Below are 24,868 nucleotides of genomic sequence, written 5' to 3' on the forward strand. Positions count from 1 at the left end.
ACGCGGCCGGTGTTATGTGCGCTATGCCACAGTAGCCGGAATGTGCGTGGGCAGCGGCGGCTTGCCGACCAGGTAGGCGTGCAGGGTTTCGCGGTCTTCGGTGCCGGGCGGGTAGTGGAACTTGCCGGCGACCAGCGTGGCGACCGGCACGCCGTCGCGGAACAGCACGCGGTTGCCGGCCAGCGCCGGGATCTTGTCGCCGGTGAGCAGGGTACCGCAGAGGTTGAGCGGGTCGACGGCGGAGATGCAGACGTAGCCGCCGTCGTGAGGCCGGCGGCGCATTTCGCGCAGCAGCGGGATGGCTTCCGGCAGGGCGAACTGCTCGCCGGAGAGGCCGGCCACGAAACGGCCGCCGCGAATCTCGCCGCGCGCTTCCAGGCGGTGATAGACGGGCAGCAGCTCGCGCCAGCTGGGCATCCAGGCGGCTTCGCGTTCCAGCAGCCGCCAGAACATGACTCCGTAGCGGCGCAGCAGCGTCATGGCGATGTGCTCCAGCGTTTCAGGATCCGTGCGCGGCTTGCGCGCCGGCGGCGCAGCGCGCGCGGGGACGGCGGCAAACGCGCTTGCCCGCGCATCGGCCGGCGCGCTCGGCGGAACGCTTCCCTCGGCGCCTGCGTGTGCGCCTGCCTTGGCGTTGGCAGACGTGCTAAGCTGCGCATCCGGCGAAGCGCTTGCCGGCGCCATCTTGGGCGCCGGGGCGGGGCTGGGCGGCAGGGCGGTTTCTATGGCGCGTACGGTAATGGTGACGCCGTCGCCACGGCGCACCAGTGCCCAGCGGCCGGCTTCCTCCATGGTGGGGCCGGCGCCGCGACGGCGGCGGTCGTTGCTGGCGCGTTTGTTGGCCGGGACCAGCATGGCGCGCAGGCCGGCGTAGCTGTCGGCGTTGACTAGTCCTGTGGCCACCAGCTCGCCCAGCGTGTTCTCCAGTTCCACCGGCAGCAACCGCGCATCGCGCGACAATTCGTCGAAGAACATCGCGCCATCGCGTCGCAGCGCTTCCAGCACGCGGGCCGCGCGTGGCGACACCTCGACTTCACCGGCCACCGCCGGCAGCGCATGCCAGACGCCGAGCTGGCGGCGCGGCAGCAGCACCAACGGCGTGCTGCGCACCGGACCTCCGGCCGCGCTGGCCGGCGCACCCACGCGGGTCCAGACGATTTTGCCGGCGCGGCACAAATCGTCCAGCCACAGGGCCGAGTAGTCGCGCAGGCGCAATGCCAGCAGTTCGCTTTCCCACGCGCCGGCGGCGGCTTCGTAGCCTTCCAGCTGGGCCAGCGCTTCGGGCAGCGCGTCGATGCCTTGCAGTTGCGCGTCCGGCGCCAGATGCTGCCATTCGAACAGGAAGCGCATGAAGTCCTGCCGCTCCACCGGCTCGATCTCGCGCCGCAGGCTCTTGATGGTATAGCGATGAATACGCGCCAGCAGATGCCGCTCGCACCATTCCTCCTCGCTCACGCCCGGCGTGAAGCGGCCGCGCATCACGTAGCCTTCGCTCTCCAGCTGCGTCAGCGCGATGACGATGGTGGAGGCGGGCAGCGCCAGAGGGCCGGCAATCGCCGCCACCGTCTGCGGACCGAAGCCGCTCAACCGCGCCCGCAGAATCTCCACCAACGCCGCATCCCGCGTCCACGCCTCGCCGTCGTGCGCCGCGTCGTCCGATGTCGTCGCGGCGGGCCAGCCGGCTTGGGCGCAGGCCAGCCGTTCGCGGGCGACCCAGAGATCGGCGCCGCTGCCGGCGTCGCGCAGGCGCATGGCGCGGCCGCCGGCGGCAAGGCTGTCTATCCATTCCTGCCAGCCCGCCTCGCGCGCAATCTCCGCCGGCGTGATGCAGGCCAGCGACATCAGCGCCTCATGCATCTCATCGCTGCCGCGCACCGTCGGCCAAGCCTCAGCCGCCACCGCCGCAATTGCGCCAACATCCAGCGCCCCCATATCATCGGTGGACGCCGGATCGGTCCAACGCCGGTTGATCACCGCCTGCGTGCGCCGCTCCTCCAGTGGCGCATCGTCCAGAAACGCGTACGGCCGCGCATTCAGAATCTCCATCGCCAGCGGCGACGGCGCCGGCAGATCGCGCGCCAGCAGGCGCACCTCGCCCGCCTCCATGCGCCGCAACAGCGCCAGCCAGCCCTCGCTATCCATCGCATCATGCAGACAATCGTCCAAGGTCTGATCGACCAGAGGATGGCTCGGCAACTCCCGCTCACCGACGATATTCTCGAGGCACGCCGCCTGATCGGGGAACACCGCCGCCAGCAGATCATCGCTCTTCATGCGCTGCAACTGCGGCGCCACCTTGCGCCCGCCGGTAAAGCGCGGCAGGGCCAGCGCAGTGGTGGCGTTCCAGCGCCACCGCACATTGAACAAGGGCGCATCGAGCAAAGCCTGCACCAGCACATGCTCCGCCGTGGTCGATCGCAGGTAGCGCCACACCTCATCCAGTGGAAAACTATGGCTGTCCGACAGCGACAGCACGATCGCATCCTCCGTCGCCGCTGCCTGCAACTCGAAATTGAAGGTGCGGCAGAAACGCTTGCGCAACGCCAGCCCCCAGGCCCGGTTGATGCGGCTGCCGAATGGCGAATGCAGCACCAGCTGCATGCCGCCCGACTCATCGAAGAAGCGCTCCATCACCAGCGTATCGCGGGTTGGCAGCGCACCCAGCGCGGCACGCGAGCGCGCCAGGTACTCCACGATCTGCCGCGCCGCCGCCTCCTGCAAACCCAGATGCCCGATCAGCCAGTCCACCGCGCTCTCAATGCCCGCCTCGCCATCGGGCGCCGCCGCCAGCAGGGCGTCGATCTCGCCGCGCAGCCGCGCCACGCCGGCCGACAATTCATCCGTGCGGCCCGGCGCCTCGCCCAGCCAGAACGGAATATTCGGCGCCGCGCCGTGCGCATCCTCCACGCGCACCTTGCCGGCCTCGATGCGCTGGATGCGGTACGAGGTATTCCCAAGCTGGAAAACGTCGCCGGCCAAACTCTCCACCGCAAAATCCTCATGCACGGTGCCGATGTTCTGGCCCTGCGGTTCCAGCAGCACCGTGTAGTCGGCGTTGTCTGGAATGGTCCCGCCGGACATCACCGCCGTCATCTTGCCGCCGCGCCGGCCGCGCAGGGTGCCGCTTACGGTATCGCGATGCAGGTACGAACCGCGCACGCCCTGGCGGCTGGTATAGCCGTCGGTGAGCATGTGCAGCACCTCGTCGTAACGCTTGCGCTCCAGCTTCGCGTAGGGCGAAGCGCCGCGTATCAAATCGTACAGCCCATCTTCGCTCCATTCGCGGCACGACACCTCCGCCACGATCTGCTGCGCCAGCACGTCCAGCGGCGCCGGCGGAATGCGCAGCGCATCGAGTTCGTCGCGCCGTACGCAGTCCAGCAGCGCCGTGCACTCGATCAGGTCATCGCGCGAGGTCGGGAACAGCCGGCCCTTGGGCAGGCCGCCAACATGGTGGCCCGAACGGCCCACGCGCTGCAGGAAAGCGGCAATGCTGCGCGGAGAACCGATCTGGCACACCAGATCCACATCGCCGATGTCGATGCCCAGCTCCAGCGACGCGGTGGCGATCAACACCCGCAGCTCGCCGCGCTTGAGGCGCTGTTCGGCCTCCAGCCGGTATTCCTTGGCCAGGCTGCCGTGGTGCGCGGCCACGTGCTCCGGCCCGAGCCGGTCGGCCAGATGACGCGCCATTCGCTCGGCCATGCGGCGCGTATTCACAAACACCAGCGTGGTGCGATGCATGACCGTCAGTTCGGCCAGGCGGTCGTAGACGCGGTCCCACACGTCGTTCGGCATCACAGCCTCCAGTGGCACCGGCGGCAGTTCCAGATTCAAGTCGCGCGCCCGCACATGGCCCACATCCACCACCGCGCATGGTTTTCCGCTGCCGGCCAGGTACTGCGCCACCGCCGATATCGGCTTCTGCGTGGCCGACAGGCCGACCCGCACCGGCGGCCGAGGGCAGAGCGCATCGAGCCGTTCAAGGCTCAGCGCCAGATGGCTGCCACGCTTGCTGCCTGCCACCGCGTGGATTTCGTCGACGATCACGGTGCGCACGCCGGCCAGCATGGCGCGGCCGCTGTCCGAGCCAAGCAGCACGTACAGCGACTCCGGCGTCGAGACCAGGATGTGCGGCGCGCGGCGGCGCATGGCGTTGCGCTCGGCCTGGGTGGTGTCGCCGGTGCGCACGGCGCTGCGGATGCCGTGCGGCGGCAGGCCCATGGCCTCCAGCTCGCGGCCTATGCCCTCCAATGGCGCTAGCAGGTTGAGGCGGATATCGTTGGACAGCGCCTTCAGCGGCGACACGTATAGCACCCGCGTTTCATCGGGCAGCGGCGCGGCGCGGCTTTCGCACACCAGCGCGTCGATGGCGGCCAGGAAGGCGGTCAAGGTCTTGCCCGAGCCGGTAGGCGCGGCGATCAGCGTGGTGCGCCTGGCTTGAATCAGCGGCCATGCGCGCCGCTGCGCCTCCGTCGCGCCGGGAAAGGCCGCGTCGAACCACGCGTCCACGGCGGGGTGGAAGCGATGGACGGCGGCGGCATGGAGGGCATCGGTCATACGTCTCAATCAGGCGCGATGTTGTTTGTGGGCATGATAAGCTTGGAATATTGTAAATCAATAGCCGCCGCACCCCATGTCCAACTTAGCGCCCCACCTGATTCCGAGCTTTCTCACCGCACCCGGAGAAATGGGCGCGCGCATCTGGGCGCACGATTGGGACGGTACGCCGCTCGGCCCCATCGCCGCATGGCCGCACAGCCTGAAAACCGTGATCAGCCTGATGCTCAATTCGCCGCAGCCGATGTGGATGGGCTGGGGCGAGCAGGTGACGTTTTTGTACAATGACGCCTACATCGAAGTGCTCAGCATGGCCAAGCACCCGCAGGCACTGGGCCGGCCGGCGCACGAAGTCTGGGCGGAGATCTGGGATATCTGCGGCCCGCTGGCCGACCGCGTGTTCGCGCACGGCGAAACCACGATGGCCGACACAGTGCGCCTGTTCATGCGCCGTGGCGATTTGCTGGAAGAGAGGTTCTACTCGTTTTCGTATAGCCCGGTGCGCGACGAATCGGGCAGCGTGGCCGGCCTGTTCTGCGCCAATCTCGATGTCACCAGCCGCCAACTGAACGCGCGCCGTCTGCACACCGTGTTCGACATCAGCACCAGCACGCTGCAGGAGCGCACCGTGCATGCCGCCTGCGCCACGGCGCTGGCGGCGATCCGCGCCAATCCCGACGACCTGCCGTTTGCGCAGCTCTACCTGGCCGGCGACACGCCGTCGGCTGCGGCGCAGCTACTGCAGGCCACCCACGCCGACATCGCCGGCGCCCGCGATCTGTTCGAAGTGGATGCCGTGCTGGCCGACGCCACGGCGCGCGTGATCACATTGCCCGATCCGGCGCCGTCTGGATTGCCGGACGGCCTGGCGCAGCAGCCCTTGCGCCAGGCGCTGGTGCTGCCGTTGCAGGGCAATGGCGGCGCTTCGACGCTGGGCGTAATGGTGCTGGGCGTGAGCGCTGCGCGCCGCCTGGACGCCGACTACCGCAACTTCCTGGAACTGATCAGCACCCAGACCAGCAATGCGATGCAGCAGGCGCGCGCCGCCGAGGATGAACGCCTGCGGGCCGACATGCTGACGGAACTGGATCGCGCCAAGACGCAGTTCTTCAGCAACGTCAGTCACGAATTCCGCACGCCGCTCACCTTGTTGCTGGGACCCGTGCACGATGCGCTGGAAGACCAAAGCGCGCCGCTGCCGCCGGTGCAGCGCGAGCGCCTTCAGCTCATGCAGCGCAACGCGCTGCGCCTTCAAAAGCTGGTCAACTCGCTGCTGGAGTTCTCGCGCGTGCAGGCCGGGCGGGCGCAGGCCAGCTTCGTCGCGGTGGACCTGGCGGCGCTGACGGCCGATCTGGCCAGCAGCTTCCGTTCCGCCATCGAGGGCGCGGGCATGCAGCTGCTGGTCGATTGCGCGCCGCTCGACGAAGCGGTGTACGTCGATCCGGCCATGTGGGAAAAAATCCTCCTGAACCTGCTGTCGAACGCTTTCAAGTTCACTTTCGAAGGCGAGATCCGCGTGCGCCAGCGAGTCGTCGGTCGCCAGCTGCGCCTGGAAGTGGCCGATACCGGCACCGGCATCCCGCATGACCAGCTGCCCCATTTGTTCGAGCGCTTCCACCGCGTCGAGGGCGCGCGCTCGCGCACCCATGAAGGATCGGGCATCGGCCTGGCGCTGGTGCACGATCTGGTGGCGCTGCACGGCGGCCAGATAGGCGTTGAAAGCGCGCTCGGACGCGGCAGCGTCTTCAGTGTCGCCATCCCGCTGGGCCGCGCGCACCTGCCGGCCGCGCAGCTGGATGCGCCGCCGGCGCGGGCGACGTCGTCGGCTGCCGCCTACGTGGCGGAGGCAGAGGGCTGGTCGCCTGCACGCGCCGGCGCCGGCGCTGCCGCGCAAGCGTTGGCCGATAGTGCCGGCGAAGCCGAAGCCGTGACGGAGGCCGCTGCCGCTGCGCCGGCGACGCCGCACGGCCGCCTGCTGGTGGTCGACGACAACGCCGACATGCGCGACTATCTGCAACGTCTGCTGCAGGGGCAATGGCAGGTGGAGGTCTGCAACAACGGGCTGGAAGCCTTGGCCGCCGTGGCGCGCCGTCCGCCGGACCTGATCCTGTCGGATGTGATGATGCCGCAGCTCGACGGCTTCGGCCTGCTGGCGGCGCTGCGCGAGCAGGCCTCCACGCGCGACATTCCGTTCATGCTGCTGTCGGCGCGCGCCGGCGAAGAAGCGCGGCTCGAAGGCCTGCATGCCGGCGCCGACGACTACCTGGTCAAACCGTTCTCCGGCCGCGAGCTGGCCGCGCGCATCGAAGTGCTGCGCCTGCGCCAGCGCATGCGCGTGGTGGAGGGCGTCGCCGCGCGGCGCCTGCGCAGCGTCTTCAGCCAGGCGCCGGTCGCCATCGCCATCCTGAACGGGCCGGAACATGTATTCGAACAGGCCAACGAGTATTACCAGCAGCTGGTGGGACCACGCGCGCTGCTGGGCCAGACCGTGCGCCAGGCCTTCCCCGAGCTGGCGACGCAGGGCATCTACGAACTGCTGGACGGCGTGCTGGCCAGCGGCCAGCCCTATGTCGGCCGCTCGGTGCAGCTGTGGATGCGGCGCATCCCGGATCAACCGCCAAGCGAATGCTGGTTCGACTTCGTCTATCAGCCCTTGAGCGATGAAGGCGGCCTGCCTTACGGCGTGGCGGTGGTGGCGTTCGACGTCACCGAACTGGCCACCGCCAAGCGCGCGGCCGAATCGGCCAACCGCGCCAAGGATGAATTCCTCGCCATGCTGGGCCACGAGCTGCGCAACCCGCTGGCGCCGATCGTCACGGCGCTGCAACTGATGCGCATGCGCGGCGGCGACGTCGCCGTGAAGGAGCGCGCCGTCATCGAGCGCCAGACCAACCACTTGGTGGCGCTGGTGGACGACCTGCTCGACGTCTCGCGCGTGGCCCAGGGCAAGGTGCAACTTCAGCGCAAGCCGGTGGAGATGGCGGATGTGATCACCCGCGCCATCGAAACCGCCAGCCCGCTGATCGAACAGCGGCAGCATGTCTTGACGGTGGCGGTGCCACCGCGCGGCTTGACCGTGCTGGCCGATCCGATGCGCTGCGCGCAGGTGATTTCGAACCTGCTCAATAACGCCGCCAAATACACCGAGCCGGGCGGCCGGCTGGCGGTGCGCGCCCGCCGCGACGGCGACGACGTGGTGGTCGAAGTCGAGGACAACGGCATCGGCATCTCGGCCGATATGCTGGGGCTTGTGTTCGAGCGGTTCACCCAGGAGCGCCAGGCGTTGAGCCGTTCCCAGGGCGGCCTGGGGCTGGGCTTGGCCATCGCGCGCAGCATGATGGAACTGCATGGCGGCAGCGTGACGGCGCACAGCTGCGGCATTGGCTGCGGCAGCCTGTTCACGGCGCGCATGCCCGTCCATCAGGAGGTAGGCGCGGCGCCGGCCGGTCCGGCGGCGGCGAGTGGCACGCCGCAGGGCGGCTTGACCATCATGGTGGTCGACGACAACGAGGACGCCGCGCGCGCGCTGGGCGAGGTGCTGGAGCTGTTCGGCCACACGGTCAAGGTGGTGTTCGGGGCGCCGGAAGCGCTGGCGCTGGCGCCGGAGTTCCGCCCGCAGGTCGGGCTGCTCGACATCGGCCTGCCCGGCATGGACGGCTACGAGCTGGCCACGCGCCTGCGCGGCATGCGCTGCGGCGAGGCGATGCGCCTGATCGCCATCACCGGCTACGGCCAGGAGGCGGACCGCCTGCAGGCCATGGCGGCGGGCTTCGAACAACACCTGACCAAGCCGATCGACCTGACACGACTCGACCAGTTGTTAAAAGACGCCCACGCCGTGTCAACCCATACCCGAGTATAGGTTGCAAGGGAGGCAATCCCCACTATAATCGGGAGGGTTGCCACTATCACCCACAAGGACGGGCATGTCTGCGCTGCTGATTTTCCTGATGCTGTTGATCTTCGCGATCGACACCTTCTCGCCGCTGGACATGGCCATCGCCGTGATGTACGTCGTCGTGGTGCTGCTATCGGCCAGCATCTGGGCCAGGCGCGGCGTGCTGCTGGCCACCGGCGCCTGCCTGGCGCTGACCCTGTTGTCCTATGTGCTGACCCACAGCGAAGTGTTTTCGCCCGCCGCTGTCGGCCGCTTGCTGGTCGGGCTGCTGGCCATCGGCGTCACCTCGGTGCTGGTGCTGCGCGGCCAGGCCGCCACCAATGAGCTGCTGGCGCGTGAAGACGCCTTGCGCCGCAGCGAAGCCTTCCTGGCCGGCACCCAACGCATCAGCAAGACCGGCAGCTTCAGTTTCAAGGCCCATAGCGGCGCCATGTACTGGTCCGACGAAGCGGCGCGCATCTACGGTTATCCGCTGGACGTGGAGCCGACCATGGCGCGCATCCTGGCGCACACCGCGCCGGAGGACCGCCACGTGGTGCAGGCGGCCATCGACCAGTCGCTGCGCGGCGACGGCACGGTGGACCTGCGCCATCGGCTGCTGATGCCGGATGGTGAACTGAAATACGTGCACGTGCTGTCGCATCCCCGTCAAAACAAGGATGGCGAATGCGAGTACCTTGGCGCGCTCACCGACGTGACGGCGGCGGTGATGGCGGAACAGGCGCTGCATCGCTCGCAGGTGCAGCTGGCGCACGCCACCCGCGTCACCATGCTGGGCGAACTGGCCGCCTCCATCGCCCACGAAGTCAATCAGCCGCTGGCCGCCATCTCCACCAACGGCGAGGCCTGCCTGCGCTGGCTGAACCGCCCGCAGCCCGAGCTGGACGAGGCGCGCGCCACCGTGGCCAGCATCCTGGCATCGAGCGCGCGCGCCACCGGCGTGATCAAGCGCATACGCGCGCTGGCGCGCCGCAGCGATCCGCAGTACGCGGAGCTGGACCTGAAAGCGGTGGTGGAGGACAGCGTAGACCTGGTCCGGCGCGAATTGAACAACCATCACGTGGCCCTGATGCTGGGCCTCACGCCCGACCTGCGGCCGGTGTGCGGCGACCGCGTGCAGCTTCAGCAGGTGTTCATCAACCTGCTGATGAACGCCATCCAAGCCATGGCCTCCTGCCAGCCCGGCCAGGCGGTGCTGACGCTGCAAACCCAGCGCAATGCCGAAGGCACGCTGCAGGTCAGCGTCAGCGATTCCGGTCCCGGCATTCCGACGGCCGCCTTGCCACGCCTGTTCGAAGCCTTCTACAGCACCAAGGAGGACGGCATGGGCATGGGCCTGCCGATCTGCCGCTCCATCATCGAAAACCACGGCGGCCGTATCTGGGCCAAACCTGCCGCGCCGGACAGCCCGGTGGCCGGCGCCACCATTCTTTTCACACTGCCTTTCCATGAACCAGATTGATTACGCCGACGCCTTGGTCTACATCGTCGACGACGAGGCGCCGCTGCGCGACGCCATCTCCAGTCTATTGCGCTCGGTCGGCATGCAGGTGGCCGGTTTCGGCTCGGTGGCGGATTTCCTGACCCAGCCCCGGCGCGAGACCACCAGCTGCCTGCTGCTCGACGTGCGCATGCCCGGCGTGAGCGGGCTCGATTTCCAGGCCGAGCTCAATCGCGATGGCGTGGCGCTGCCCATCATCTTCATGTCCGGCCATGGCGACATCCCCATGTCGGTGCGCGCCATGAAGGCCGGCGCGGTCGATTTCCTGGCCAAGCCGTTCCGCGACCAGGATCTGCTGGACGCCATCCATGCCGCCCTGACGGCCGACGGCGAGCGGCGTGTGCGCGACCAGGCCCGCAGCGGCATCACCGCGCGCTACGCCACGCTGACGCCGCGCGAGCGTGAGATCATGGCGCTGGCCGCGCGTGGTCTGATGAACAAGCAGATCGCCGGCGAAGTCGGCACCAGCGAAATCACGGTGAAGATCCACCGTGGGAACGCCATGCGCAAGATGGAAGCGAAGACCTTCGCGGACCTGGTGCGCATGGCCGAGGCGCTGGGCCTGGCCTGAATTTGGCGCCACCTATACGCTTGTATGATTTTCCGGGACGCCGGTAAACGCTATTGTTCTCCCATGCGCTGGATGGCCGCGAGCCGCCGTCCGAACATGGGAGTAGCCAGTGTCTTATCCGGATCCACAATTTTCCAGTATCGCCATCGTCGACGACGACGCGGCCGTTCGTGACGGTTTGCGCAGCCTGTTACGCTCCTACGGCTACGCCGCCAACGCCTACGACTCCGCGCTGGCCCTGCTGGATGCGGGCGTGTTGGGCGACTACCACTGCGTGATCACCGACCTGCAAATGCCGGGCATGAGCGGCATCGAGCTGCTGGAGCGCCTGCGCCGCGACGGCAACCAGTTGCCGGTGATCCTGATGACCGCATTTCCCGAAGCCGCGTTGCGCAAGCGCGCCTTCAACAGCGGCGCCTCCTGCTTTCTAAGCAAACCCTTTGAAGCGAACGAGCTGCTGTTTTGCCTGAAGCAGGCCGGCGGCGCATCCATCCACGTCGAGGAATAAAGCCATGAACCACGCCACCAGCAGTTCGCGCCGATTGATCTATTTTTTGCTGCTGCTGGTGATCGCCGCCAGCGTCGCGCTGTCCGTTGTGATGGAGACCACCGCCGGGCAGTTGCGCTCCAGTCTAGTCGACGGTCTTGAAATGGACGCGATGGCCTACCCGGCCATCGCATTGATCACGCGGCTGGTGCACCTGTTCGACGTGCTGGCGCTGGTGACGGGCCTGTTCATGCTGTATCACGTGCGGGCGCGGGTGCTGGTGGAGAATGAACTGAGCCACCAGGCGCGTCACGATCCGCTGACCGGCCTGGCGCACCGCCGCAGTTTCGAAGCGCGCCTGGCCGCGCTGCCGGACGTGCCGCACGTGGTGGTGCTGGGCACCATCGACCGCTTCTCGCGCATCATCGGCGGTTTCGGCCACGCCTTCGGCGACCGCGTCATGATCGGCCTGGCGGCGCGCTTGCGCGGTGCGGCGGAACGCAGCGGCGGCGAGGTGTTCCGCCTCGACGGCGCCAACTTCGCCATCCTGTACCGCCTCAGTTGCGACGACGAGGCCTTCGCCGAGGCGCTCTCCGGCCTGCGCGACGAGGTGCGCAACCCCTACGATTGCGAAGGCCATGAAATCTATACCACCTTGAGCCTGGGCGCGGTCAGCTTCCCGCTGCACGGCGAATCCGCCGGCACGCTGCTGCGCAACGCCGACGCCGCGCTGCAGGCGGCGCGCAAGGGCGGCGGCGACCGGCTGGTGGTCTACTCGCAGCAGCTCAACGCCGAAGCGGGCGAGCGGCTGGACCTGGAGTCGCTGCTGCGCCACGCGGTGGAGCGCGAGGAGCTGGAGCTGCACTATCAACCGCAACAGGCCTTGCACAACGGTGGCTTGATCGGCTTCGAGGCGCTGGTGCGCTGGCGCCGCCATGGCCAGCTGATTTCGCCGGCCGATTTCATTCCAATGGCAGAGGAATCGGGCCTGATCGTCGCCATCGGCAACTGGGTGCTGGAAGAAGCCTGCCGCCAGATCAGCGTATGGCAGGCCGAGACCGGCCAGCGCGTGGTGGTGGCGGTGAACATCTCGCCCCGCCAGTTCGCTGCGCCGGGCTTCCTCGCCCACATCGAAGACCTGCTGGCCACCACCCACATCGATCCGTCCTGCCTGGAGCTGGAGATTACCGAGAGCGTGATGGTGGAAGACGCCGAAGGCGCGATAGCCTTGCTGCACCGCCTGCGTGCGCTGGGCCTCAAGCTGGCGATCGACGATTTCGGCACCGGCTATTCCAGCCTGGCCTACCTGTCGCGCTTCCCGATCCACAAGCTGAAGATCGACCAGTCCTTCGTGCGCAATATGCATGCGGTGCGCGAGCAGGCCGCCATTGTGCAGGCCACCATCGGCCTCGGTCACAGCCTGGGGCTGACTGTGATCGCCGAAGGTGTGGAAACCGAGACCCAGCGCGCCATGTTGAGCGCCTGGCGCTGCGACGAGATACAAGGTTATCACTACAGCCGCCCGCTGCCGGCGGCATCCGCCTTGAACTTCCTTGAAGGAAGCCTGCAACTGCGGGCGGCTTGACCCGCGTGGGTTTGATGTATGCTGATGTTTTTCACATCGGAGCATGCTCACCATGCGGCGTTTTCTAATCGGACTGGTATTGATGCTGGGCGCGGCCGGCGTGCAGGCGGCGCAGGTGGCGGGCGTGGTGGTGCAGCTGAGCGGGCCGATGAGCGCGCGTTCGCCGGCCGGCGCGGTCAAGCCCTTGCAGGCCAAGTCGGAAGTGGAGAGCGGCGACACGCTGGTCACCGCCCCCGGCGCCTATGCGCTGGTGCGCTTCATCGACAACAGTGAACTGGCGCTCAAGCCCGGCACCACCGTCAAGATCGACCAGTTTTCGTACGACGAGTCGCGGCCCGATACGGACCGCGCCGCCTACACACTGGTCAAAGGCGGCCTGCGCTCGGTGACCGGTTTGCTGGGCAAGCGCAGCAAAGACAAATTCGCCATGAAGACGCCCAGCGCCACCATCGGCATACGCGGCACCACCTTCTTCCTGGAATACCTGACCGGCAAGGGCGACCTGGATGCCTCGCCGGGCCTGGAGCCCGGCCTGCATGTCCACGTCAGCACGGGCGGCATTTCCATCGTCAACGGCGCGGGCGAATTCCGCTACGATCCCGGCCAGTTCGGCTTCATCAAGGATGATAAAACACGGCCGGTGAAGATGTTCACCAATCCGGGCATGCGCTTCGCACCGCCGGCCGCCTTTGGCGACGCCGACACGCTGATCCCCTGACGGCCTAATTGCGCCGCAGCTTCTTCACGCCCATTGGCTTGATGCTGGCCGCGCACTCGCCGCAGAAGCCATACAGCGACAGCGAGTGCTCGTGCAGCACGAAGTTGCGCTCGGCCGCCACCGCCTCCTGGCGCTGCTCGATCTCGGCGTCGAGGAATTCCTCCATGCGGCCACAGTTGGTGCAGATCAGGTGATCGTGGTGGCCGCCTTCATTCAGCTCGAACACCGAGGCCACCGATTCGAAGTGGCGGCGGATCAAAATGCCGGCATCGGCAAACTGCATCAGCACGCGGTACACCGTGGCCAGGCCCATGTCGATATGCTCGTCGTGCAGCAGGCGGTAGACGTCGTCGGCGCTCAGGTGCTTGCTCTTGGTTTCCTGGAACAGTTGCAGGATACGTAAGCGGGGCAGGGTGGCCTTTAAGCCAAGCTTGCGCAATTCTTGTGGAATATCCATGGGCCTCAATAATGATAATGATTCTTATTCTCATGATAGGGCAAATTTATTCTATTGGCAATGGACGCTTGAAAGCGTTATCTCCGAGCTATCGGAATTGTTCGATTTGCACCAAAAATGTGTGATTTTTGGAGAGTATTTGCTCTAAAGTATCGACAGTTGCCTCAAGGAAGTATAAAGTTTACGCACCTGATTGACTACGCGGTTCGGCACCCCATCCATGTGCCCGACACCGACCATACCCCCATCCAGCCCAAACCAACGCTGCACTGCGCGGACTGCGCACGCACGTAAGGAACTCTGTATGAACGCTGACTTTTCGCCGATGCGGGCCTCTGTGGCCACCTTCACCATGCTGAGCTGCTGTGCGGCCCTGGCAGGGGAACCCGCACGCGAAGAGGTCGCGCGCGTGACTGTTGGCGGTTTCGGCACACTGGGCCTGGTGCACAGCAGCGACAAGCAGTCGGACTTCACGGCCAACGCCCTCAATCCGGGCAGCGCCGGCTACAGCCACCGTTTGAGCGCCGCAGTCGATAGCCGCGCGGGCGTACAAGTGGGCGTGAACCTGGACGACAAATGGTCGGCCGTGTTGCAGCTGGTGGCCGAACGCACGCTGCGCGAAGGTTACGGGCCGGTGGTGGAGTGGGCCAATGTCAAGTACCAGGCTACGCCGGACCTGAGCCTGCGCCTCGGCCGCATCGCGCTGCCGCTGTTCCTCAGCGGCGACTACCGCAAGGCCGGCTATGCGCTGCCGTGGGTGCGGCCGCCGGTGGAGCTGTACGGCGCCATCCCGCTGTCGAGCAGCGACGGCGTCGACGCCAGCTACCGCTGGCAGGCCGGCGACGGCAACAACGTCACGCAGCTGTTCTTCGGCCGCACCGAACTGTCGCTGGCGCCGGGCGCGCGGGCGCGGGCGCGGGCATTGACCGGCGTCTCCAACACCACCACCACCGGCGCGCTGACGCTGCGTGCCTGCATCATGAGTGCTGAACTGAGCGTGGACATCGCCCGCGAATTGTTCGGCGGCCTGCGCCAGTTCGGCCCGCAGGGCGAGGCGTTGGCCGGGCGCTATGAGTTGTCCGCGCGGCGCTCGCGCGTGATGTCGCTCGGCTTCAACTACGATCCGGGCAACTGGTTTGCGATGGGTGAGATCGGCCGCATGGATATGCATTCCTACCTCGGCGACAAGACCGCCGCCTACCTGGGCGCGGGCTACCGCCACGCCGACCTCACGCCGTACGCCGTGTATTCGGTTTCGCGCGCCAACATGGAAACCAGCGTGGCCGGCCTGGACCTGGCGGGCATGCCGGCGCAGCCGGCGGCCATGGGCGCGCAGCTGAACACGGGCCTGAACCGGTTGCTGGCGGCGATCCCGCGCCAGCATAGCGTCAGCGCCGGCGTGCGCTGGGACCTGTATCCGAACTACGCGCTCAAGCTGCAGGCCGACCGCATCACGCCGCAACAGGGCTCCACCGGCACCTTCATCAACGTGCAGCCGGGCTTCCGCTCGGGCCGTCCGATCACGGTGCTGAGCGCAGCCCTCGACTTCGTGTTCTGACCATGCCGAAGCTTATCCTTACACTCTTATCGCGGCTGCTGCTGGCCTGCCTGCTGCTGGCGGGCGCCGGCGCGCAGGCGTCGCCGGCGGATTTCGTGGTCGTGGTCTCGGCCAGAAGTCCCTTGACTGCGCTGAGCGCGGAACAGGTGGCGGCCATCTTCATGTCGCAGACCGGCCGCTTCCCCGGCGGCGAGGAAGCGATTCCGCTCGACCTGCCGTTCGGCAGCCCGCTGCGCGACGCCTTCTACAACAAGGTGGCGGCGCGCACGCCGGCCCTGATGAAGGCCTACTGGACCAAGATGGTGTTCACCGGCCGCGCCCAGCCGCCGCGCGAATTGTCCAACAGCGTGGCCGCGCGCCGCATGGTGGCCGACAACCCGGCCATGATCGCTTATATCGACCGCGCGGCGCTGGACGCCAGCGTCAAAGCCATACAGGTGACACCATGAACCTCGCCAGGGAAACCCGACGCGCGCGCTGGCTGCGGCGCGGCCTCGACACCCACGTGTCGCTGCCCTTGTTCGCCATGCTGCTGCTGGTGGCGATCTGGGTGGTCGCCTTCCACGAGATCGACGCCGAGCGCGAACACGCGCAGGAGGCGGCCACCGATTCGCTGCAGGAGATGCTCGGCACCTACGAAGCGCAGGTGGCGCGCAGCGTGGACGGCATCGAGCAGACCTTGCGCGTGTTGAAGTACGCGGTCGAGCGCAAGGGCGCGCTGGGCGCCTTGCCGGAGCTGGGCCGCGAAGGCCTGCTGCCGCCGGGCGTGGTGTTCGTGGTCGGCATCGTCGACCGCAACGGCATCACGGTGGCCAGCAATCCGGTCGCGCCGTCGATATCGGTGGCCGACCAGGGTTACTTCAAATTCCACATGGAGCGCGACAGCGGCGCCACCTACGTCAGCCCGGCCACGCGCGACGCCGCCAACAGCGAGTGGCATTTGCATTTCACCCGCCGGCTCGATGACGCCGACGGCAATTTCGCCGGCATCGTCATCGTCGAAACCGACCCGGCCTACTTCACCAGCAGTTATGAACGCAGCCGCCTGGGCGAGCATGGCCGGCTTGGGCTGGTGGGCACGGACGGCGTGGTGCGCGCGCTGCGTACCGGCGACAAGCTGTCCTTCGGTCAGCGGCTGGACGGCCCGGCCGGCAAGTACAGCGGCATGCGCGAACTGCATGGCATCGGCCTGAACGTGCTGATCGGCCTGGACGAACAGGAATTGATGCTGGGCTTCGAGCGCCAGCGCCGCGAAAAAATCTGGGAGGCCGGCATCCTCAGCGGCGCGCTGGTGGCCGTCACCGGCCTGTTGTGGCTATGGTCGTGGCAGGGCGCGCGCACCCGCGCCCGCATGCGGCGCGCGCAGGAGACGTATGCGGCGGCGTCGGCCGCCAGCCTCGACGCCTTTTTCGTCATGCGCGAAGTGCGCGATGCGCGCGGCGCCATCGTCGATTTCAAGATCGTCGACGCCAACCAGCGCGCCGAGCAGATGACCGGCAGCAGCAAGCAATTCCTGTGCAGTACCACCTTGTGCACGCTGATTCCAGATGCGCGCACGAACGGCATGCTGACGCACCTGATCGACGTCACCCGCAAGGGCGGCGTGCATGAACAGGAATGGCAAAGCACCGTGCCGCAGCTGCGCGCGCGCTGGCTGCATCAGCAGGTGGTGGCGGTGCGCGGCGGCATTGTCGCCATCGTGCGCGACATCTCGGAGCGCAAGCTGGCCGAGGAACGCATGGTGCACCTGGCGCACCACGACACGCTGACCGGCCTGCCGAACCGCAGCCTGATTTCCGACCGGCTGGACATGACCATCGCACAGGCCCAGCGCAGCGGCGGCTCGGTCTCGGTGGCCTTCATCGATCTCGACGGCTTCAAGCTGGTGAACGATGGCCTGGGCCACAACGCCGGCGACGAATTGCTGAAGGTGGTGGCCGAGCGCATGTCCGGCTGCCTGCGCGCCAGCGACACCGTCGGCCGTTTCGGCGGCGACGAATTCGTGCTGCTGCTGAGTGAAACCGGATCGGCGATCGGCGCGGCGCAGGTGATCGAGCGCGTGCGCGAAGCGGTGCTGCAGTCGATCAGCCTGTGCGGACAGGAGGTGCAGGTCAGCTGCAGCATCGGCGTGGCGGTCTATCCGCACGACGGCGCCGATGCCGAAACCCTGCTGATGAACGCCGACGCCGCCATGTACCGCGCCAAGGAAAAGGGCAAGAACAACTGCCAGTTCTATACCCGCGAGATGAACGCCAGCATCGAGGAAAAGCTGGTGCTGCTGGAAGGCTTGCGCAGTGCACTGGAAGAAGAACAATTCAGCCTGGTGTACCAGCCCAAGGTGGACCTGCACGATGGCCGCGTGTTCGGCGTGGAGGCGCTGGTGCGCTGGAACCATCCGGAGCACGGCACCATCGGGCCGGACCGCTTTATCCCGCTGGCCGAGGAGAGCGGTATGATCGTGGCGCTGGGCGACTGGGTGCTGCGCACCGCGTGCGCGCAGAACCGCGCCTGGCAGGACGCCGGCCTGGCGCCGTTGTGCATCTCGGTCAACGTGTCGCCGCGCCAGTTCGAAGATCCGCGCCTGGTCGAGCGCGTGCAGCAGGCGCTGGACGACACCGGCCTGGCGCCGCAGTGGCTGGAGCTGGAAGTGACCGAAGGCGTCATCATGCGCGACCTGCAGCAGGCCGTGGCCAAGATGGCGCAGGTGCGGGCCATGGGCGTGTCGCTGTCGATCGACGATTTCGGCACCGGTTATTCGAGCCTGTCGGCGTTGAAGTCGTTCCCGATTTCGACGCTGAAGATCGACAAGTCCTTTGTGCGCGACCTGGGGCGCAGCAGCGGCGACGAGGCCATCGCCAGCTCCATCATCGGGCTGGCGCACCGCCTGCGCCTGCGCGTGATCGCCGAGGGCGTGGAGACCGAACAGCAGCGCGCCTTCCTGCGTGAGAACGGCTGCGATGAAATGCAGGGCTATCTGTTCAGCCGTCCGCTGCCGCCGCTGCAGCTGGCGGCCCTGCTGGGCGCACCGGCGCCGAGGCTGGCGGTAGCTGCATAGCCCGGCCGGCGCCTGGTTTTAGTAAGTCCAGCTCAACGTCGCGCTGCCGTTGCGCGGCGCGGCGTAGTAGGCCTGGGTCCAGTAAAGACTGGTCAGGTGCTTCTTGTCGTTGACGTTGTTCAGGTTGACCGACAGCGACAGGTGCTTGTCGATCTCGTAGCGCGCCATCAGGCCCAGCGTGGCGTACGACGACTGCACCGTGCGGATGCCGCCACCCTGGTCGGTCGAGGTCTCGCTCTGCCAGGCCAGCGTGCCGCCGACTTTCAACGCCGGCAGGGCAGGCAACTGATAGGTCGTGTTCAAACGCAACGTGGTGCGCGGCACGAAGGTGCGCACCGCCTGGCCCTGGTCGCCCTTGAGCGAGGTCAACCGGGTCAGGCCGGCGCTGGCCTGCCAGCCTTTCGCCACTTCACCCGACAAATCAAACTCGAAGCCCTGCGATTCCGCATTCACGCCGCGGTAGTAGGTCTTGGCGCCGATCATGCCGGCCGCTTCGGCCGTGTTGTCCTGCTTGGTCTTGAAGATGGCGCCCGAGACATTCAGCTTGTTGTTGAACAGTTCCGCTTTGATGCCGGCCTCGGTGGTCTTGCCTTCGACCGGATCGAGTGGCGCTCCGGTGGCGTCGATCTCGCTTTGCGGATTGAAGATCTCGGTGTGGCTGGCGTAGGCTGACCATACACGGTTGATGTCGTACACCACGCCCACATACGGCGTGGTTTTGCTGGCCGATATGTATTTGCTGGTGCCGTAGGCGTTGCCGTTGCTCTTGGCGCGCGTGTGGTTCACGCCGCCCAGCAGTTTCCAGTCGTCGGCCAGGTTGAAGCGGGACGCCAGGAACACGGTGTTGCGGGTGTCTTCGTAGCTGCTGCCGTCGACCGAGGCGTCGAAGCTTGGCTTTGGATAGCTGCCGTCGAACGCGGTCTGGCCCGGCAGTTCTGTGCCGATGCCCTGGCCGTAGTTGGAGCGGTCGTTCAGGGTGGATTTGGACCAGCTGTAGCCGAAGCTCAGGTCGTGCTCGCGGCCGCCGAGGGCGAACTTGCCGTCCACCGAGAGGTCGGCCAGCTTCTGCTTCTGCTCGGCCATGTATTGCGACGGGTAGGCGTACAAGCCGCCGCCCACGCCCTTGACCGGCGTGCCGTAGACGTACTGCAGGTCGGAATCGGATTTGTCGGTGATGTAGCTGAGCGTGCCGCGCGCGGTCCAGCTGTCGCCCAGCTTGTGCTCCAGTTCAGCGAAGCTGGTGTTGTTGGTGGTGTCCCAGCGCGACCAGTCCGCCGAGGTGCTGGCGCCCACCGGGTAGTTGGTCGGTGTGCCGTCGGTGTAGTACAGCGGCAGGGCGCCCCACATCGGCCCCTTGCTGCGGTTGGCTTCGTAGGTGTGGCCGACGGTCAGCAGTGTGTCGTCGCCCAGTTTGGCGTCGATGACGACGTAGGCCAGGTTCTTTTTCGGCGAATAACGGTCCAGGTAGGAGTCGCTGTCGTCGTGCACCAGCACGGCGCGGCCGGCGACGCTGCCGCTGTCATTGAGTTTGGTGCTGACGTCGCCTTCGACGCGGCGCTTGTTCCACGAACCGAGCGTGACGCTGGCGCTGGCTTGGGTAGCGACGGTGGGGCGCTTGCGGATGAAGTTGACGGCGGCCGACGGATTGCCGGTGGAGGACATCAGGCCGTTGGCGCCGCGCACGATGTCGATGCGCTCGTACAGCGCGGTATCGAGGTCGGCCTGCACGTTGCCGAACACCTGTGGCATACCGATGCCGTCGTACTGGAAGTTGACCACGTCGAAGCCGCGCGCGGTGTAGTAGGTGCGGCTGGTTTCCACGCGCTCGACGGTCACGCCGGTGGTGGTGGAGAGCACCTGGTTGATGTTGTCGAGCTTGAAGTCGTCCATCAGCGCGCGGGTCACCACGGAGACCGATTGCGGCGTCTCGCGCAGCGACAGTTCCAGCTTGCCGGCCGATCTGGTGGCGCGGGTGGTGTAGGTATCCTGGTCGGCGGCGCCGGTCACCGTCACGGTTTGCATCTGGGTTACGGGCGCATCGGCCGGCGTGTCGGCCGCTGTGTCGGATGCTGCGGCAAAACCGGCGTAAATCATCGACAGCGCCAGCAGCATGGGGCGCAAAGTGAGGTGACGGGGCATGCGAAATCCTTGAATAAGAATGAGAATGATTCTTATTATATGGATTTAATGACGTAAACGCAACGCCGCGCCCCGGCCAGCATGTGTTCCACACGGCCGACCGAGCAGTCCGGGCCGAGCACGCGCTGGAATACATCCAGCTCGGAGCGGCAGAATTTCTGGCATTGCCGGGCGGCGGCGCAGATCGGGCAGTGGTTCTCGATCAGCAGCAGGCTGCCGTCATCCTGCTGCTCCAGTTCGGCCATATAACCTTCGCTGCTGCGGGCCTGGACCAGGGCCTGCACGCGTTCGGGCAGGGTGCGGCTGGCGGCCAGATGCTGGCGGTAGTCGCGTTCGCTGGCGGCCTCGCGGGAGCCGATCAGCTTTTCCAGGCCGGCTTCGCCGAACAGGGTGCGCACCTGGTCGATCAGTTGAAGGGTCAGCTCGGCGTGGCGGTCGGGGAAGCGGGCGTGGCCGGCCTGGGTCAGCAGCCAGCGGCGCGACGGGCGGCCCGGCTTGTCGGCCACTTCCTCAAAAGTGACCATGCCTTTTTCCTGCCACGACTCCAGCTGTTTGCGCGCGCCCATCGAGGTCAGGTCGAGCAGGGCGGCCAGTTGCTGGGCGGTTTGCGGGCCGCGCGTTTTCAGCAGGAACAGCGTGTGTTCGGCGGTGTTCATGGCGCGGCGGCCTCCACCCGACCGTGCATGCTGTGGTGCCAGCTTTGCATGCGCCAGGCCGACCAGGCGCTCAAGGCGGCGCCGAGCAGCAGGATCAAACGCGTGTCGATCAGCGTCAGCACCGCGCCGGCCAAGGCCATGATGATGTTGGCCAGGCAGAAGGTGGTGGAGATCAGGCCCATCACCGCGCCCTGGCCGTGGTCGCCGCCGAAACGCTCGGCGCAGTAGTTGGGCACGATGGCGTTGTAGAACGAATGCGGAATGCCGTACAGGATGATGCAGGCCAGGCCGAGCGTGGCGTTGCTGGCCGCCAGCAGGGCGATGATGCCTGCCACGGTCAAGGCGTACAGCCGTGCGCGCAGCAGCGGTTCACCCTTGAACGGGCGGCCGGCGATGATGGTGGTGGCGGTCATCACGGCGCACATGGCGGCCGTGACCCAGGCGATGCCCTGGGCGCCGTAGCCGGGCACTTCCACCAGCCACAGCGGATAGAACTCGTAGAAGGCGGTCACGCCGCAGGTATAGGCCAGCGTGACGATGAACAGGCTGCGCAGGTCCGGCTCGCGCAGCAGGTTGAGCGCATGACGGTCGCGCGCCACCTGCCACCACGAGGTGGTCGCATGGGACGGCGCTTCGCGCGGCAGCGCCACGGCCACCAGCGCCGCCACCAGCAGCAGGGCGGCCACGGCCACCCAGAACGGTGTGGTGATGCCGAATTGCAGGGTGGCGCCGGCCAGCAGCGGCCCGGCCAGCCAGCCCATGTAGAAAGCGCCGTTCAGCCACGACAGCGCCTTGCGGCGCAGGTCGCCGTCGAGGCGGTCGGCCAGCATGGCGCGCGCCACCGAACCGCTGCCCTCCAGCAGGCCGGTGACGAAGCGGGCCACGATGAACAGCGGGTAGTTCTCGATAATCAGCGCACCGGCCGTGACGGCGTGGCCGATGGCGGCGCCGACGGCGGTGATCAGCAGCACCGGGCGGCGGCCGTAGCGGTCGGACATGGGGCCGAGCAGGGCGGAACCGATCAGCAGGCCGAGCGGATTGATGGTCAACGCCAGGCCGAACAGCAGCTTGGGCGGCAGGCCGAGGAAGGTATTCAAGCCGTTGGTGGCGCCGGCGGCAAACAGCGGCGGCAAAATAGGATACGGCAGCGCCGCCCCGATGGTCGACAACAGCGCCAGCAGGCAGGCCGAAGCGATAAGCAAATGTGTTTTCATGCCCACACTCTAAGCCGGGCCCGACAATAAGTAAACAAAAAAGTTTATAAATTAACCGAGCGAGGCGGTCATGAGCTCGTGACTACGCGGTATCATAGCGTCTTTCCATACGAGCAAGCTCAACATGAGAGACTGGTTTGCCGACCAGCGCGGGGCGTATTTTTTCCTGTGGCTGGGTGTCGGCTTGATCGCGCTGTTCGGCGTGCTGGAGTATCGCTTTCCCTCGGCCGCGCAGCTGGAGACGGCGCGTGGCCGCGTGGCGTGGCAGCAGGAGACGCGCGGCGCGCTGTATTTCATCCTGTCGGACAAGCAGCAACTGGTGTTGTACGCCAAGGGCGATCCGGACGGACGCCAGCGCGCTGCCGTTCGCGACGGCGCCATGTATCCGATCACGGTTCAGTTCCTGCGTCAGCAGAAAACCGGCATCGGCTTCGCGCCCGGCGAGTTTTATGCGGCGTATGTGTTGTCGGTCGGCGGCAAGGAAGCGGCCAGCCTGGAGCAGGTGCGCAGCGCCTACCGCCGAGACAACCTGATCGCGCTGGCGATGGGCGTGGCCGCCGTCGCCGCCGGCGCGTGGCGCTTGCGCGCTCCCCGGCTTAGCGCACGTCGCGCTGGCGGCGGAAGGCCAGCCAGCCGGCGATCACGGTGAAGCTGGCGACGATCGCCACGATGATCATGAAGCCGTGTGGCGAATCCGACAGCGGTATGCCGCCGACGTTCATCCCCATCAGGCCGGCGATGATGTTGATCGGCAGCGCCAACACCGTTACCACCGTCAGCACGAACAGGCTGTGGTTGTTCGCCTCGCTGGCCAGCGCGGCGATCTCTTCCTGAATTAACTTGATGCGTTCTTGCAGCGAGGCCATGTCCGCCAACACCATCGAGAATTCCTCGGTCGACTGGCGCAGTTCCTGCGCGTCGATCTCGGCCATCCACGCCGGCGGCTTTTGCAGCAGGCGGAACAACGCGGACGGTTCCGGCGCCAGCAGGCGCTGCAGGCGCACCAGCACGCGGCGCAGGGCGCCGAGGCTGGCGCGCTTGGTGGTCAGCTTGCCGGCCAGCAGATTGTCCTCGATGCCGTCGACCGTGGTGATGGCGTCGCGCACGATCTTGATCAGGGCATCGGCCTGGTCGCGCAGCAAATGGATCAGCAGTTCCACCGACGAGCGGATGGTTTCGCCGTTGCGCACCGCGTTGCGCAGGCTGTCGACCGCGCGCAGCGGCTTGCGGCGCGCGCTGATGACGATCTGCCGGTCGACGCTCAGCCACAGCGTGGAAATGTCGGATGCTTCGAAGGTAAAGTCGTGCAGCACGTCGTTGACCACCGCGATCAGGGTGTTGTCGGCCAGCTCGATGCGGGTTGAGCGCGGGCCTTCGTGCAGGCTTTCGTAGAATTCGTCCGGCAGCGCCAGATGCTCGTGCAGCCACTTTTCGCTGGCGGTGTTGGCCAGGTTGTAGTGCAGCCAGATGAATTCCTGCGGATGCTGGTCGCGTGTCGCCAGCCAGGCGCTGACGGCTTCGGTGTCGAGCGGCTGGCCCTTGCCGTCGCCGCTGCGGCCGAACAGATAGCCGCACACCATGCCGGATGGATCGGAACCGTAGGACAGCGGTGCGCTCTGCATCAAAACCTACACCAGCAGCGCGGCGCTCATCTCGGCCGCATCGCGTTTTGCTTCTTCCAGCATGGACGCCAGCTTCTGCTCGTCGATGAACAGGTCGATGGCCGAGTCGGAATGCGGCGGCAGGTCGCGCTGCGGTTCCTGCAGCGGCGATTTCACCGGCGTCAGGTGGTTGGCCAGCAGCAGGGTGTCGAGCAGGGTGTCGGGCGGGATCGACATGAAACTGTCGCGCAGGCCTTCGATGGCGTCGGCCACCGGCTCCGGGATGCACAGCTTGTGCATCACTTCGCGGGTGATAATTTCCTCGCTGGCCGAGTGCCAGTTTTCCGTATCTTCGTCGAGCAGGCCCGGGAACTCATCGGCGCGCGACAGCAGGTAAAAGCCGCCCACCTCGTGCACGATGCCGGCGAACAGCGCGGTATCCTCGTTCACGCCGGTGACGTGGCGGGCGATCAGGCGGCCCAAGGCGGACACGGCAATGGTGTGGTCCCACAGCTTTTCGGCCTTGGCGCGCAGGGCCGGATCGGAGATCTTGCTGCCGAACTGGCGCACCACCATGGCGGCGGCCAGCGCGTACAGATTCTGGTAGCCGATGCGCATGATGGCGCCGCGCACATTGGTCACCACCACGCCGGAGCGGTTGAACATGGCCGAATTCGAGATCGCCACGGTTTTCGCGGCCAGCAAGGGCTCGGCCAGCACCAGGCTGATGGCGGTGTCGATGGGACAGTCGGGATCATCCAACGCGAGCTGTACGCGCAACGCCGCATTGACGCTGGTAGGGAAGACGAGTTCGCCACGAATGGCCAGGGCGGCGATATGGCCGTATGCTTCTAGTTTGTTCATGGTC

General features: G+C 66.8%; 17 protein-coding genes. 10 read left to right on the top strand and 7 right to left on the bottom strand.

The annotated features are described in order from the left end of the window. Positions 1-21 precede the first annotated feature (21 nt). Complete coding sequence (locus ACXZ1M_RS25080) at positions 22-4,560, bottom strand: Lhr family helicase (protein ID WP_459050312.1); 4,539 nt, start codon at positions 4,558-4,560, stop codon at positions 22-24. A gap of 76 nt (positions 4,561-4,636) precedes the next feature. Between ACXZ1M_RS25080 and ACXZ1M_RS25085 the strand changes: the two genes are divergently transcribed. The 6 genes from ACXZ1M_RS25085 (at position 4,637) to ACXZ1M_RS25110 (ending at position 13,320) form a co-directional block, all read left to right on the top strand. After that, on the top strand, positions 4,637-8,422 hold the full coding sequence (locus tag ACXZ1M_RS25085) for an ATP-binding protein (protein ID WP_459050313.1): 3,786 nt from the start codon (positions 4,637-4,639) through the stop codon (positions 8,420-8,422). Positions 8,423-8,486: 64 nt separating this feature from the next. Further along, positions 8,487-9,920, top strand: a complete 1,434-nt coding sequence (locus tag ACXZ1M_RS25090) for a sensor histidine kinase (RefSeq protein ID WP_459050314.1) — start codon at positions 8,487-8,489, stop codon at positions 9,918-9,920. Then, positions 9,907-10,530, top strand: coding sequence for a response regulator transcription factor (locus tag ACXZ1M_RS25095; RefSeq protein WP_459050315.1), 624 nt, complete (start codon positions 9,907-9,909; stop codon positions 10,528-10,530). Before ACXZ1M_RS25090 ends, ACXZ1M_RS25095 begins: the two co-directional genes overlap by 14 nt. A 109-nt stretch (positions 10,531-10,639) precedes the next feature. Continuing rightward, on the top strand, positions 10,640-11,038 hold the full coding sequence (locus ACXZ1M_RS25100) for a response regulator transcription factor (RefSeq protein ID WP_459050316.1): 399 nt from the start codon (positions 10,640-10,642) through the stop codon (positions 11,036-11,038). 4 nt (positions 11,039-11,042) lie between these two features. Then, the gene (locus ACXZ1M_RS25105) at positions 11,043-12,602 is read left to right on the top strand and encodes a putative bifunctional diguanylate cyclase/phosphodiesterase (RefSeq protein ID WP_459050317.1); all 1,560 of its coding nucleotides are present in this window, start codon (positions 11,043-11,045) and stop codon (positions 12,600-12,602) included. 52 nt (positions 12,603-12,654) lie between these two features. Continuing rightward, a complete protein-coding gene (locus tag ACXZ1M_RS25110) occupies positions 12,655-13,320 on the top strand; it encodes a FecR family protein (protein ID WP_459050318.1) in 666 nt (221 codons plus the stop codon). 4 nt (positions 13,321-13,324) lie between these two features. Here ACXZ1M_RS25110 and fur read toward each other — a convergent pair whose 3' ends face one another. Continuing rightward, a complete protein-coding gene (gene fur, locus ACXZ1M_RS25115) occupies positions 13,325-13,777 on the bottom strand; it encodes a ferric iron uptake transcriptional regulator (RefSeq protein ID WP_459050319.1) in 453 nt (150 codons plus the stop codon). Positions 13,778-14,081: 304 nt separating this feature from the next. Here fur and ACXZ1M_RS25120 point away from each other — a divergent pair, with 304 nt between their 5' ends. From ACXZ1M_RS25120 to ACXZ1M_RS25130, 3 genes are read left to right on the top strand one after another with little or no spacing between them, the layout of a single operon-like run. Next, positions 14,082-15,335, top strand: a complete 1,254-nt coding sequence (locus tag ACXZ1M_RS25120; protein ID WP_459050320.1) for a hypothetical protein — start codon at positions 14,082-14,084, stop codon at positions 15,333-15,335. A 2-nt stretch (positions 15,336-15,337) separates the two neighbouring features. Then, on the top strand, positions 15,338-15,784 hold the full coding sequence (locus ACXZ1M_RS25125) for a phosphate ABC transporter substrate-binding protein (protein WP_459050321.1): 447 nt from the start codon (positions 15,338-15,340) through the stop codon (positions 15,782-15,784). Beyond that, positions 15,781-18,390, top strand: coding sequence for a bifunctional diguanylate cyclase/phosphodiesterase (locus tag ACXZ1M_RS25130; protein ID WP_459050322.1), 2,610 nt, complete (start codon positions 15,781-15,783; stop codon positions 18,388-18,390). The genes ACXZ1M_RS25125 and ACXZ1M_RS25130 overlap by 4 nt, the downstream gene beginning before the upstream one ends. A gap of 18 nt (positions 18,391-18,408) precedes the next feature. On the opposite strand, the gene ACXZ1M_RS25135 is transcribed toward ACXZ1M_RS25130, so the two are convergent. Genes ACXZ1M_RS25135 through ACXZ1M_RS25145 form a run of 3 tightly spaced genes read right to left on the bottom strand, consistent with a single transcriptional unit; the run spans position 18,409 to position 22,399 of the window. Next, positions 18,409-20,529, bottom strand: coding sequence for a TonB-dependent siderophore receptor (locus tag ACXZ1M_RS25135; protein ID WP_459050323.1), 2,121 nt, complete (start codon positions 20,527-20,529; stop codon positions 18,409-18,411). 35 nt (positions 20,530-20,564) lie between these two features. Then, positions 20,565-21,185, bottom strand: a complete 621-nt coding sequence (locus tag ACXZ1M_RS25140; RefSeq protein WP_459050324.1) for a helix-turn-helix transcriptional regulator — start codon at positions 21,183-21,185, stop codon at positions 20,565-20,567. Next, positions 21,182-22,399, bottom strand: a complete 1,218-nt coding sequence (locus ACXZ1M_RS25145; protein WP_459050325.1) for an MFS transporter — start codon at positions 22,397-22,399, stop codon at positions 21,182-21,184. Before ACXZ1M_RS25145 ends, ACXZ1M_RS25140 begins: the two co-directional genes overlap by 4 nt. Before the next feature lie 124 nt (positions 22,400-22,523). On the opposite strand from ACXZ1M_RS25145, the gene ACXZ1M_RS25150 reads away from it, so the two are divergent. Further along, the gene (locus ACXZ1M_RS25150) at positions 22,524-23,048 is read left to right on the top strand and encodes a hypothetical protein (protein WP_459050326.1); all 525 of its coding nucleotides are present in this window, start codon (positions 22,524-22,526) and stop codon (positions 23,046-23,048) included. Here the strand turns inward: ACXZ1M_RS25150 and ACXZ1M_RS25155 are convergent. Both ACXZ1M_RS25155 and ACXZ1M_RS25160 read right to left on the bottom strand, forming a co-directional pair. Then, on the bottom strand, positions 22,996-24,021 hold the full coding sequence (locus tag ACXZ1M_RS25155; protein ID WP_459050327.1) for a transporter: 1,026 nt from the start codon (positions 24,019-24,021) through the stop codon (positions 22,996-22,998). The genes ACXZ1M_RS25150 and ACXZ1M_RS25155 overlap by 53 nt on opposite strands. A 6-nt stretch (positions 24,022-24,027) precedes the next feature. Beyond that, on the bottom strand, positions 24,028-24,864 hold the full coding sequence (locus tag ACXZ1M_RS25160; RefSeq protein WP_459050328.1) for an HDOD domain-containing protein: 837 nt from the start codon (positions 24,862-24,864) through the stop codon (positions 24,028-24,030). Positions 24,865-24,868: the final 4 nt, after the last annotated feature.

This window comes from Duganella paludis, from assembly GCF_054461335.1.